The organism is Nocardiopsis sp. NPDC055824 (assembly GCF_053616335.1).
In genome coordinates, this window is record NZ_JBSHDN010000199.1 from 1 (window position 1) to 11701 (window position 11701).

Annotated in this window: 11 protein-coding genes; 5 read left to right on the top strand and 6 right to left on the bottom strand. The window is 74.1% G+C overall.

The annotated features are described in order from the left end of the window. The first annotated feature begins 143 nt into the window (after positions 1-143). Positions 144-764 carry a Uma2 family endonuclease gene (locus tag ACWGL3_RS26885; protein ID WP_452461932.1) on the top strand — a complete coding sequence of 207 codons (621 nt, stop codon included), beginning with the start codon at positions 144-146 and terminating at the stop codon, positions 762-764. Here ACWGL3_RS26885 and ACWGL3_RS26890 read toward each other — a convergent pair. After that, the gene (locus tag ACWGL3_RS26890; RefSeq protein WP_267946748.1) at positions 746-1432 is read right to left on the bottom strand and encodes a response regulator; all 687 of its coding nucleotides are present in this window, start codon (positions 1430-1432) and stop codon (positions 746-748) included. The genes ACWGL3_RS26885 and ACWGL3_RS26890 overlap by 19 nt on opposite strands. Then, positions 1429-3093, bottom strand: coding sequence for a sensor histidine kinase (locus tag ACWGL3_RS26895; RefSeq protein ID WP_267946749.1), 1665 nt, complete (start codon positions 3091-3093; stop codon positions 1429-1431). Before ACWGL3_RS26895 ends, ACWGL3_RS26890 begins: the two co-directional genes overlap by 4 nt. A 210-nt stretch (positions 3094-3303) precedes the next feature. On the opposite strand from ACWGL3_RS26895, the gene ACWGL3_RS26900 reads away from it, so the two are divergent. The 3 genes from ACWGL3_RS26900 to ACWGL3_RS26910 are packed head-to-tail and all read left to right on the top strand — an operon-like array spanning position 3304 to position 6505. Then, entirely contained in the window at positions 3304-4296 is a 993-nt protein-coding gene (locus tag ACWGL3_RS26900) for a Bug family tripartite tricarboxylate transporter substrate binding protein (protein ID WP_452461933.1), read from the top strand. Then, positions 4293-4949 carry a tripartite tricarboxylate transporter TctB family protein gene (locus tag ACWGL3_RS26905; RefSeq protein ID WP_267946751.1) on the top strand — a complete coding sequence of 219 codons (657 nt, stop codon included), beginning with the start codon at positions 4293-4295 and terminating at the stop codon, positions 4947-4949. The genes ACWGL3_RS26900 and ACWGL3_RS26905 overlap by 4 nt, the downstream gene beginning before the upstream one ends. Continuing rightward, positions 4949-6505, top strand: a complete 1557-nt coding sequence (locus ACWGL3_RS26910; protein WP_267946752.1) for a tripartite tricarboxylate transporter permease — start codon at positions 4949-4951, stop codon at positions 6503-6505. Before ACWGL3_RS26905 ends, ACWGL3_RS26910 begins: the two co-directional genes overlap by 1 nt. Before the next feature lie 83 nt (positions 6506-6588). Here the strand turns inward: ACWGL3_RS26910 and ACWGL3_RS26915 are convergent, their stop codons facing one another. The 4 genes from ACWGL3_RS26915 to ACWGL3_RS26930 all read right to left on the bottom strand — a co-directional run bounded on the left by ACWGL3_RS26915 (position 6589) and on the right by ACWGL3_RS26930 (position 10645). Further along, positions 6589-7164 (bottom strand): TetR/AcrR family transcriptional regulator, encoded by a 576-nt coding sequence (locus tag ACWGL3_RS26915; protein ID WP_267946753.1) that lies wholly within the window; start codon positions 7162-7164, stop codon positions 6589-6591. 129 nt (positions 7165-7293) lie between these two features. Continuing rightward, the gene (locus ACWGL3_RS26920) at positions 7294-8427 is read right to left on the bottom strand and encodes a hypothetical protein (RefSeq protein WP_267946754.1); all 1134 of its coding nucleotides are present in this window, start codon (positions 8425-8427) and stop codon (positions 7294-7296) included. A 182-nt stretch (positions 8428-8609) separates the two neighbouring features. After that, on the bottom strand, positions 8610-9983 hold the full coding sequence (locus tag ACWGL3_RS26925) for a sensor histidine kinase (protein ID WP_267946755.1): 1374 nt from the start codon (positions 9981-9983) through the stop codon (positions 8610-8612). Beyond that, on the bottom strand, positions 9980-10645 hold the full coding sequence (locus ACWGL3_RS26930; protein WP_267946756.1) for a response regulator transcription factor: 666 nt from the start codon (positions 10643-10645) through the stop codon (positions 9980-9982). Before ACWGL3_RS26930 ends, ACWGL3_RS26925 begins: the two co-directional genes overlap by 4 nt. A gap of 159 nt (positions 10646-10804) precedes the next feature. Between ACWGL3_RS26930 and ACWGL3_RS26935 the strand changes: the two genes are divergently transcribed. Then, a complete protein-coding gene (locus tag ACWGL3_RS26935; protein WP_452461934.1) occupies positions 10805-11539 on the top strand; it encodes a PepSY domain-containing protein in 735 nt (244 codons plus the stop codon). The last annotated feature ends 162 nt before the right edge of the window (positions 11540-11701 follow it).

Here is an 11701-nt window from a genome sequence, read left to right on the forward strand (position 1 = left end):
GGGAGCGGGGACGGACCGCCCCGGCCCGGCGGTCGGCGTTCCCAGGTGCGGAAGCCCCTCCTTCGTGAGAAAGCTCCGCTCTCCTTCGGACTTCTTCGGCGAAACCCGCCGGTAACAGAGCGTGGGGCCGGATACTGGCGGTTATGACTACCAGGCATCCGGACGTACCCGAACGAGGTCTGACCGTGGACGACCTGGCGCACACACCGGACGACGGGCGCCGGTACGAGCTGGTCGACGGGCGGCTTGACGTATCACCGGCCCCCATGTCCAAGCACTTCCGGGCAGCGAACCGCCTGTCCACGCATCTCAACAATCTCTGCCGCGGCGAGTTCGAGACCGGTGAGAACCCCGGCCTCGACCTCAACGCCGAGCGAACGCACCACCGCATCCCCGACCTGGCGGTCTTCGACTACGATCCTCCGGAACAGGGGTACTTCGACGTGCCGCCGCTCCTTGCGGTGGAGATCGTCTCTCCGGAGAGCGTGCTCCGCGACAACCACACCAAACGGCACGAGTACGCCGCGTTCGGCATCCGGTCCTACTGGATCGTCAACGCGCTCGCGGACAAGGTCGGCCTGGTGGAGCTGCGCCTGGAGGACGGCGTCTACCAGGAGGCCGCCCAGGTCCACGGCGAGGACGTCTTCGAGACCGACCTCCCCTTCCCGGTCAGGCTCGTGCCGCACTGGCTCACGGCCAACGGTCCCTGGATGGAGCACATCGGCGGCGAGGCGCCCGGGGAGGGTCAGGCGACCCAGCGGTAGAGGTGCTCCGGGCGGCCCGCCGAGCCGTAGCGCATGCGCAGCTCGGCACGGCCGTCCGCGCACAGGTGCTCCAGGTAGCGGCGCGCGGTCACCCGCGACACCCCCGCCCGTTCGGCGACCTCCGAGGCCGACACCTCCTCGGGCGCGTCGCGGAGGACCCCCGCGACCAGGTCGACGGTGGCCGAGGTCAGCCCCTTGGGCAGCGACCGGGCCGCCGGGGGCCGCAGCAGCCCGAACAGCCGGTCCACGTCCTGCTGGGTGGCCTCCCCGAAGGCGTCCATCTGCCGCCGCGCCACCGCGTACCGCTCCAGCTGGTCGCGCAGCGCGCTCAGCGGGAACGGCTTGAGCAGGTAGTGCACGGCCCCGCCGTGCAGGGCCGAGCGGACCTGCGCGATGTCGCGTACCGCGGTGATCATCAGGAAGTCGGTCTGCTGGGGCGCGGCGGCGGCCGCGGACGCGCGCAGCGCGCGCATCACCGAGATCCCGGAGGCGTCGGGCAGGTGCAGGTCGAGCAGGACCAGGTCGGGCCGGTGGCCGTGGATCTGGGTGAGGGCGGCCGCGGCGGTGTGCGCGACCCCCACCACGGAGAACCCGGGCTGCGACTCCACCACCTCCTGGTGGTTGCGGGCCACGCGCACGTCGTCGTCCACGACCAGCACGCGGATCACGACGGCACCACCGCCGCTGTCCGCACGGGCAGGCAGGCGGTGAACACCGCGCCCTCGTCGGCGTCGGGCGCCTCCATCTCGACACTTCCCTCTCTGCTCTCGCACACCTGTTTCACGAGCGCGAGTCCGAGCCCGCGCGTGCCGCCGTCCCGGGACGCCTTGGTGGTGAACCCGAGCCGGAAGATCTCCTCCGCCACGTCGTCGGCCACCCCCTGGCCGGAGTCGGTCACCCGGATCTCCAGCAGGTCGTGGGGCAGGCCGCTGTCGGCGGTGTGCAGGCGCACCATCAGCTCGACCCACCCGTGGGGGGCGGACGCCACCGCGTCGAGCGCGTTGTCGACCAGGTTCCCGAGGACGAGCAGTGCGTCGGAGCGTACCTCCCTGTCGAGGGCGGGGACGCTCGTCATGGGCGAGAGCCGCAGGTCGACCCCCATCTCGGAGGCCTGCGCCGACTTGGCGATGGTGAGGGCCGCCACGGCGGGGTCGCGGACGTGCTCGGAGATGTCCGTGCTGGTGCGGGTGTGGGTGGCGGACAGGTCCGCCAGGTAGGCGCGGGCCTCGTCGTAGGCGCCGAGTTCGAGCAGGCCCGCGACGGTGTGCACCCGGTTGGCGAACTCGTGGGTCTGGGCGCGCAGCCCCCGGGTGACGGTGCGGGCTCCGTCGAGTTCCCCGGTGAGCCGGTCGAGCTCGGTGCGGTCCCGCAGGGTGACGACCGCTCCCGCGTCCTCGCCGCGCACCTGGACCGGCATGCGGTTGGCGACCAGGATGCGGTTCCCGGCCAGCAGGAGCCGGTCGTCCCCCGGGTCGTCGCCGGAGACGATGTCGCGGACCCGTTCGGACAGGCCGAGTTCGTCGAGGTGGCGCCCCTCGGCGTCGTCGGGCAGGCCGAGCATGTCGCGCGCGGGCAGGTTGGCCAGGACGAGGCGGTCGGCGCCGTCCACCGCGAGGACCCCCTCGCGGACCGCGTAGAGCAGGGCCTCCCGGCTCTCCAGGAGCGCGGTGATGTCGGCCGGTTCGAGCCCGTGGGTCTTGGTTCGGACCTGGCGCGAGAGCGCCCAGGCCCCGCCCACGCCGAGGACCAGGACCACGGCGACCATGCCGAGGATCGCCGGGACGGAGGCGCGTACCTCGGTGGCGGCGCTGGAGGTGAGTATGCCGAGGGAGACGTAGCCGACCACGTCGCCCCCGGCGTCTCCGCCGTTGACCGAGCCGCCCCCGGAGAACACGGGGACCTTGGCCCGGACGGTGCGCCCCTGGGTCCCGTTCTCCACGCCGGTCCACTCCTCGCCCCGGGCGGCCGGCCCCGGCGGGGTGGACACGGTCCGGCCTATGAGGTCCTTGTCGGGGTGGGTGTGGCGGATGCCGTCGGGGGAGGCGATGACCACGAAGTCGGCGTCGGTCGCGGCGGCGACCCGGTCGGCGAGCGGGTCGAGGACGGTGCTCGGCTCGGCGGTCTGGAGGCCGTCGACGACCTGGGGCATGACGGCGACGGAGCGGGCCACGCCGAGGACCCGTTCGGTGTACTGGCGGTCGGTGGCCCGGTCGAGGTGGACCGCCCAGAGGGTTCCGACGGCGGCCAGGGCCACCGTCAGCAGGAGCACGTAGCCGATGAACAGGGAACCTGTGAGCGAGAGGCGGCCGCGCGCGGGGAGCGTGGTCATGTGTCCTCCAGTCGCCTTCGCCGGGGTGCGGAGACCCGGCCGGGCAAACGCCCAGGTGGGCGTGTCACGAACAATACGACCAATATGCCCCCAGTTTTAACAAAGATCTGACATCGGCGTGCCCCGGGTCACACTGTGGCCTGGATCTCCTCGTCGCCGGTGCGCCGGGGAGGCCTGTGACGCCCTGGACGACCGAAGAGGAGAGCACCCATGCGCGATCGCGGCGTGCTGTTCCGCGTGGGGGGCGGGCTGTGCGCCCTCCTCCTCGTGGGGACGGCGCTGTTCGACGTGCGGCAGAGCGCGGCGTCGGGGAGCGGCCAGCAGGAGAAGCTCCTGCTGATCGCCCCCGCCGGACCCGGCGGAGGCTGGGACACGCTGGCCCGGGAGATGCAGAACGGGCTGCGCGAGGAGGACCTGCGCTTCAACGTCGAGGTACGCAACGCGGAGGGCGCGGGCGGCACGATCGGCCTCGCGCAGACCGCGGGCCGCGAGGGCCAGGCGAACGTCCTCACGATGACGGGCCTGGGCATGGTCGGCGCGGTGGAGACCACCGGTTCGCTGTACACGATGGAGGACTCGACCCCGATCGCGCAGCTGGCGTCGGAGTACCTGGCCGTCGTCGTCCCCGCCGGCTCCCCGTACGAGACCCTGGACGACCTGGCCGGGGACTGGCGCGAGCGGTCGGGGACGCTGCCGGTCGCCGGCGGTTCCATGGGCGGTGTGGACCAGATCTTCGCCGCCCAGGTGGCCCGGTCCATGGACATCGCCCCCGGGGAGATCAACTACCTGCCGTACTCGGGCGGCGGCGAGGTCCTGACCTCGCTGCTGTCGGGGACGTCGGAGGTCGGCTTCGGAACGCTGGGCGACTTCAGCGACCAGGTCGACGAGGGCGGCCCGCTCCGCGCGCTCGCGGTCTCCTCCCCCGAGCGGATGGACGGGGTGGACGTGCCGACCCTCGCCGAGCAGGGCTACGACGTGGAGATGTCGAACTGGCGCGGGGTCATCGCCCCTCCCGGGCTCACCGGGGAGGAGGCCGACCGGCTGGAGGGGCTGGTCCGGGAACTGTTGGCCTCGGACGCCTGGGCGGACACCCTGGAGCGCAACCGGTGGACCGACACCTTCCAGTCGCGTGAGGAGTTCGAGGAGTTCCTCGACGCCGAGGTGGCAGTGACGCAGGAGACCGTAGAGGAGTTGGGGCTGTGACGACCGACAGCGAGCAGTCGGTCCCCGGGACCGCCGGGGACCCCGGACCGGGGACGGCGACCGTGACCGGGGAGTCCGCCGGAACCGGCGCCACCGGGGCGGACGGGGCCGCTGCGGCGCCGGGGACCCCGGAGGCCGGGGCGGAGGCCGCGGAGGCCCCGGACCCGGAAACCGCGCCGTGGAGCGGACCGACCATGTGGGTCGTCCCCGCCCTGGTCGCGGCCCTGGGCGCCGTCTGTCTGTGGGGCGCATTCACCGTCGAGGCGCCGCCCAACGTGACCCGGCCCGGACCGGCGGCCTTCCCCGGGGCGGTCGGCGGCCTCCTGCTGCTGGTCGCCGCGTGCCTGAGCGCGGTCAACCTGCGCCACCTCCGGTCGGGCGCCGGCTCCGGCGGGAACGGCCTCGCGTGGTTCGAGGGCCGCCCCGTGCTGCTCATCCTGGCCGGGCTGGTGGTGCACATCGCCGTGCTGGAGTACGTGGGCTGGCTGCTGTCGGGGGCGCTGCTGTTCTGGGTGGTGGCCTACGCGTTCGGCGCCCGCGCCCACGTGCGTGACGCCGTGGTGGCGCTGTCGATGTCCGCGGCCGTGCAGGTCGGCTTCTCGCTCGGGCTCGGGCTGAGCCTGCCCGGCGGTTTCCTGGAGTTGGTGCTCTGATGGACGCTCTTCCCCTCCTCCTCGACGGGTTGGTCTCGGCGCTGACGCCGATGAACCTCATGTGGGCCTTCCTCGGCGTGCTGCTCGGCACCGCCGTGGGCGTGCTGCCGGGCCTGGGTTCGGCGATGGCGGTGGCGCTGCTGCTGCCCGTGACGTTCCGGCTCGACCCGACGAGCGCCCTGATCCTGTTCGCGGGCGTGTACTACGGCGGCATGTTCGGCGGGGCGACCACGTCGATCCTGCTGAACACCCCCGGCCAGGCGTCGTCGATCGCCACGACCTACGAGGGCCACAAGATGGCGCTCAAGGGCCGGGCGGCGCAGGCCCTGGGAACCGCGGTCATCGGCTCGTTCGTGGCCAGCGTCATCGGCACGCTGGTGGTGGCCCTGTTCGCCCCGGTCATGGTGTCCCTGGCGCTGAACTTCGGTCCGGGCGAGTACTTCGCGCTGACCGTGTTCTCGTTCGTCGCGGTCGCCGCGGTCGTGTCGGGCTCGGTGCTGCGCGGGCTGGCCTCGCTGCTCATCGGCCTGGCCATCGGCATGGTCGGCATCGACGGCCAGAGCGGCGCCGCGCGCTTCGACTTCGGGTCGTCGGCGATGCTGGACGGGATCGACATCGTCGTCGTCACCGTGGGCCTGCTCGCCCTGGGCGAGGTGCTGTACGTGGCGGCGCGCGGCAGTTCCGGGGCGGACCTGTCCGCGATCCGCACCGGCCGCGCGTGGCTGAGCCGCCGGGACTGGGCCCGGTCGTGGAAGCCGTGGCTGCGCGGCACCGCCCTGGGCAGCACGTTCGGCCCGATCCCGGGCAGCGGCGCGGAGATCCCGACCTTCCTGTCCCTGGGCCTGGAGCGCAGGCTCGCGGCGCGCCGGGCGAAGCGCAGGGGCGTGCCGAACGAGTTCGGCCGGGGAGCGATCGAGGGCGTGGCCGGGCCGGAGGCCGCGAACAACTCCAGCGCGGCGGGCACGATGGTGCCGCTGCTGGGGCTCGGGCTGCCGACCTCGGCGACGGCCGCGATCATGCTGGCCGCCTTCCAGCAGTACGGCCTCCAGCCGGGGCCGGTGCTGTTCGAGCGCAACGCCGACCTGGTGTGGACCCTCCTGGCGAGCCTGCTGATCGGCAGCGTCCTGCTGCTGGTCATCAACCTGCCGTTCGCGCCGCTGTGGGCGAAGCTGCTGAAGCTGCCCAAGCCGTACCTGTACGCGGGCATCACGCTGTTCTCGGTGCTGGCGGTGTACGCGATCAACACGTCGGTGGTGCACCTGGTGATGCTGCTGGGGGTGACGCTGCTCGGCCTGGCCATGCGGACGTTCGGCGTCCCGGTGGCCCCCGCGCTCATCGGCGTCGTGCTCGGCCCGATCGCGGAGACCGAGTTCCGCCGCGCGCTGGCCGCCTCCTCGGGCGACCCGTCGATCCTGGTCGGCAGCGGTATCTCGATCACCCTGTACGCGCTGGTGCTGCTGGCGGCCGTGGTCCCGGTGATCGCCGGGGTGCGGCGCCGCCGTGCCGCGCGCGGGCAGGGGGCCGCCCCGGAGCGGGAGTCCGCCGACCTCGGCTGACATCCATAGGAGCTTCCCCTCCCACCGCGCCCCTCCCCCGCGGCCCCCGGCACCGACCGCCGGGGCCCCGCCGGGGAGGGGCCTCAGGCGAGCACCTTGGCGACGTACGCCTCCAGCCGCTCCTCCAGCCGCTCCGGCGGGGCCCCCTCCCCGCCGGCCAGGTGCTCCACCAGGTCGGCGCGGACGGCGGCCAGGAGCGCGTGGGCGGTGAAGTCGGCGTCGGGCGCGCCCGGGATCCCGCGCACGGCGTCCCGCAGGAGGGTGTGCCACCACGTGTAGTGCCCCGCCCGGTAGGGGCTGTTCCCGCCGCCCGTCTCCAGCGCCAGCGCCAGGTGGCGGTTGTCGAGTTTGAACCGCAGCAGCGCGGCCATGAGCGCCGGAACGCGCTCGCGCGCGGGCGTGTCGGGGCCGAGGGGCGCGGGCCCTTCGGCGACGGCCTCGCGCAGGGGGGCGATCCGTTTCTCCATGAGCGCCTGGATCAGGCCGTCGCGGTCGCCGAACCTGCGGAAGAGCGTGCCCTTGCCGACGCCCGCGGCCGTCGCGACGTCGTCCATCGACACGCCGCCGGGGCTCGTGCTCGCGGCGAAGAGCCGGTCCGCGGCGGCGAGCACCGCCTCCCTGTTGCGCTGCGCGTCGGCGCGCTCCCTGCGTGGGCTCACTTCCACTCCCCCTGCGAGACGGGCCCGCCGCTTCAAACGGACCAATGGTCCACATCCTAGGGGGCGCCGGGCTTCCGCGTCCGACGCCCCGGTGCGGACCGGGGGGCCGCGTGTCCGGGCCCTTCCGGGTCAGCCGGCGGCGCCGGTCTCCAGGGCGTGGAGGCGGGTGTAGGCGTACTCCGGCACGGGCCGCCCGGCGAGCCCCTCCCCGCCCCCGCCGGAACCGTCCTTCCCGGCCGCCGCGGTCCCGGACACGTCCCCGTTCACGGGGAGGGGCCCGGCCAGGCGGCGGTGGCCGGGCTCGTCCGGCCCGGTCAGCAGGAAGACCTGGCGCCGGCCCCCGTCCCGCCCGGTCACGAGCGAGTCCTCGACGACCTCGGCGATCCTGCGGTCCCAGGGGTCGCGGGTGCGGCGCAGCCGGATCGCGCCGCGCTCGGTCCACTCCACGTTGTCCCGGCGCAGGAGGACCCGCGGGAGGTCCGGGGCGATCATGTCGTCCACGCGGAAGGCCATGCGGTCGACCCCGGCGAAGGCCTGTCCCGCCCGTGTGACGTGGGCCCGGCAGCGTTCGTAGAGGAACAGCGCGCCGGGGGCCGAGACCACCAGCGTGTCGTCGGGCGTGGCGGGGCGCTGCGCGTAGACGTCCATGGTCCGGCTGCGGCTTCGGAGCCAGCGCCCCGCGGCCGGGTCGACGAACGCCGCCAGCTCCGCGACCTGGCGGGCCTCGAACGGGAAGTCGACGCCGAGCACCGAGTCGTGGTGGGCGATCCGGTTGCGGAACCGGCGGACCCCCTCCGCGGTGGCGGCCACCTCCGCGCGCCTCCCGGACGACCCGGGGAAGGCCCGGTGCAGGCAGGCCCGCCACAGCTCCTCGTACCCGGGCCCGAGCATCCCGGACCAGAACCCGAAGCTCATCGCGGCGACGACCTGGTCGCGCGTCTCCCGCCCCTCCTGGCGGAGGCGCTCACGGACGCGGCCGGACGCCTCGGCGACGTACTCGCCGCCGGGAACGGGGAGCAGGAACCAGGGGATGCCCCGCTCGGCCTCCCGGAAGTGGGCCCGCAGGACCCTGTCCATGCCCCCTCTGAGCAGGACCTCCAGGTGGGCGATGTCCTCGAAGGCCGCCGCGGACACGCGCGCGCCCCACTCGTACAGGGCGAGGGCGCGGCCGCGGTCTCCCCCGGCCAGCGCCAGGTAGGGCGCGAGGCGCGGGGCGGGGACCAGGCTCAGGACCGCGTCGGTGTCTGCTTCGACGGAGGACATCGCCCGATGCTACTGTCCTGGGGAACGCCCCAGTGCCGCCTCTGCTGACATGCGCCTGGGGCTTTTCCCTTCCCTCCCGCCGCCCCGGTCCGGCATGCCTTCGCACGGGCCCGTCCCCGCGCGTCCCGGCGCTTCCCGCACGCACTGCGCTCCCCGGGCCGCCGCGGCGTGCCGGCCGACGGTCAGGCCGTGGCCCTGGGCAGGGTGATCGCGACGCCGGTGCCCGAGGGCCCGCTGTCGATCCCCACCCGGCCGCCCTGGGCCTGGACCAGGGAGCTGACGACCGCCAGCCCGAGGCCGGAGATGCGGCCGGCGCCCTCGTCCCGCGAGGTCACGAAGGGCTCGAACACGTGGGGCAGCAGCGCGGGGTCGATGCCCGGGCCGTCGTCGGACACCGTGAGGACGAGGGAGTCGCCCTCGCCGCGGGCGGCCACGGTGGCGCGGGTGCCCTCCGGGTTGTGGTCGACGGCGTTCGCGACCAGGTTGGCCAGGCACTGCTCCAGGCGTGACTGGTCCCCGAGCAGGACGTCCGGCGGCGGCTCCTCCAGGGTGACCGCGCCGGCGTAGGGCAGGGAGTCCAGCCGGGCGCGCACGGCGTGGAACAGGTCGGGCAGGAACACCGCCTCCACCCGGACGTCGATCTCGTCGCCTCCCCGGGCGACCGCCATGAGGTCCTCCAGGACCCGGCGCAGGCGGTCGAGTTCGGCGCGCACGACGGCCGCGTCGGCCGTGCCCAGCAGTTCCAGGTGCCCCTCCGCGACGGCGAGGGGGGTGCGCACCTCGTGCGAGATCGCGGCCAGGTAGCGGCGCCGGTTGGTGTCGGCCTGCTCGATGCGCACGAGCATCTGGTTGATCTCGGTGGCCAGTTCGGCGATCTCGTCGCGGGTCGCGGGCACCGGTACGCGGGTGTCCAGGTCGGAGGGGGAGATGGCCTTGGCCGCCTCGGAGACCTCCCGCACGGGCGACAGGGTGCGCCGCACCACCAGCCACAGCGCGATGCCGCCGCCGACGACGCCGATCCCGCCGGCCAGGGCGGAGAGCAGCAGGACCGTGGCCGCCGTGTCGCGGGTGGAGTCGAGGGGGGCGACGACGGTGACGACGGCGAGGGGGACCCCGGCCCCGTCGGCGACCTCGGTGTCGAGCACCCGGACCGGGCCGGCGTCGGTGTCGAGGGTGCGGATCGTCCCCGGCTCGGGTGCGGGGGCGTCGCCGCCGCGCATCAGCCCGGCGACGCGGGTGGGGCCTCCCGTGCTCTGCAGGCGCGCCCCGTTGGCGGTCACCAGCGTCACGTGGCGGGCTCCGCTGGGGCGCACGGCGAGCGCCTGACGTGCGGCGCGCTCCGCCTCGGGCCCCGAGACCACCCCGTCGAGCCCCGCGGCGGCGGGGACCTGGTCGGCGAGGGCGTCGCCGACCAGCGCCGACTCCTCCCGGAGCAGGCGGTCGATGTCGGTCAGGCCCGAGACGCGCACGAGTTCGTAGGTGAGCAGGGCGACCCCGCCGATGACGAGGGCCATGACGAGCAGCGACCGCAGGACGACGCGGCCGGTGAGGCTCACCGGGTACCCCCGGCGAGGCGGTAGCCCGCGCCGCGGACGGTCTGGATGCGGTCGGCGCCGAGCTTGCGGCGCAGCTGGCTGACGTAGACCTCGACCACGTTGGAGGCGCCGTCGAAGTCGTAGCCCCAGACGCGGTCGAGCAGCTGGGGCTGGGAGAACACCTGTGAGGGGTTGCGGATGAGGACCTCCAGGACGCCGAACTCGCGGGTCGACAGGTTGACGGTCCGGCCGTCGACGGAGGCGGTACGGGCCCCGAGGTCGAGCACGACGCCGCCGGCCGCCAGCACGTCGCCGCGCTCCTGTCCGCCCGTGCGCAGGCGAGCCCGGACCCGGGCCAGGAGCTCGCTCACGCTGAAGGGCTTGACCATGTAGTCGTCGGCCCCGGCGTCGAGGTTGGCCACCCGATCGCTGACCGCGTCCTTGGCGGTGAGCACGATCACGGGGACCGAGGGGCGGCGCTGCCGCAGGCGGCGCAGCACCTCCTCCCCCGGGATGCCGGGCAGTCCCAGGTCCAGGACGACCAGGTCGACGTCGGGGGACAGGGCCATCGTCAGCCCGTCGATCCCGTCCGCGGCCGAGAGCACCTGGTACCCGGCCGTCTCCAGGCCCCGCCGCACGAAGGAGACGATGCCCTCCTCGTCCTCCACCACCAGAATCGCCAACGCCGTGTCCTCTCCGCCCGTGGTCCCCCTACCTTGGCAGGAACCGCTGAACCGTTCCTGAGAGCCACATGAAGACGTTCTTCAGGTGGCTTTCAGGACTCCATCATCTTGCCGCCGCATGCTTGGGGCAGTAGAAACCTTCGAGCAAAGGAAACGCCGATGCAGCGCAACACCGTCATCCTCCTCTCCTCCGCCGCCGCGGCCGGGCTGCTGGCCGTCGGCACGATCGGCTACCTCGTGGTGGACGACCCCGAGCAGCAGGTCGACTCGATCGAGCTCACCGGCGTGACCTCCGGTTCGGCCCCCTCGGCGAGCGGGGCGGACGCGTCGGAGCAGAACCCCCCCTCGACCCAGTCGGTGGACGGCCTGGAGCAGCTCGTGGGCGAGCTGCGCGCCGACGGTGACGACGACGGCGACGGCGACGACACCGACGACTGGACGGTGTCCGGTGTCGAGGTCGACTTCGGCCCCGAGGAGTGGCTGCTGACCGACCCCGAGTTGGAGGACTTCGACGGCAACGGCACCGTCCAGCCGCTCCTGGACGAGCTGCGCGGCCTGGAGGGCACCGAGGTGACGCTGGGCGTGCGCTACGAGGCCGACGACGACCGCGACGACGCCGACGTGTACACCATCAACGGGCTGGCCTTCCGGGACACCGACGACGGCCCGGCCCCGTGGCAGAACACCGGCGGGCAGACCGAGGCCGACCGCGAAACGGTGTCCGCGAACGCCGCCGAGGCGGTCGGCGAGGGCGCCCGCACCGTCGAGGTCGAGCGCCAGGACGAGGACGGCTGGGACGGCTGGGACGCCGAGGTGCTCGACGCCGGCGGCCAGGAGTACGAGGTGATCCTCGACGCGGCCGGCGAGGTCGTCGACGTGCGCGCCGAGGACTGACCTGCGAGGACCCCGTGCGGCCGTCCCGCGGCCCGTCCCCGCGTCCGCGCGGTCGGGGCCCCGCCCCCCGCGGGGGGGGGGGGCCCCGCAAGTGGTCCGGGCAACCGGGCTGCGGGGCCCGGGCCGGGGGCGGGGGCCCCGGCCGCCCCCGCCGGCCCGCCC

Coding starts and splice junctions, on each gene's coding strand:
- ACWGL3_RS26895 (WP_267946749.1), bottom strand. CDS start 3,093: ATGACCACGCTCCCCGCGCGCGGCCGCCTCTCGCTCACAGGTTCCCTG.
- ACWGL3_RS26935 (WP_452461934.1), top strand. CDS start 10,805: ATGCAGCGCAACACCGTCATCCTCCTCTCCTCCGCCGCCGCGGCCGGG.
- ACWGL3_RS26910 (WP_267946752.1), top strand. CDS start 4,949: ATGGACGCTCTTCCCCTCCTCCTCGACGGGTTGGTCTCGGCGCTGACG.
- ACWGL3_RS26920 (WP_267946754.1), bottom strand. CDS start 8,427: ATGTCCTCCGTCGAAGCAGACACCGACGCGGTCCTGAGCCTGGTCCCC.
- ACWGL3_RS26885 (WP_452461932.1), top strand. CDS start 144: ATGACTACCAGGCATCCGGACGTACCCGAACGAGGTCTGACCGTGGAC.
- ACWGL3_RS26900 (WP_452461933.1), top strand. CDS start 3,304: ATGCGCGATCGCGGCGTGCTGTTCCGCGTGGGGGGCGGGCTGTGCGCC.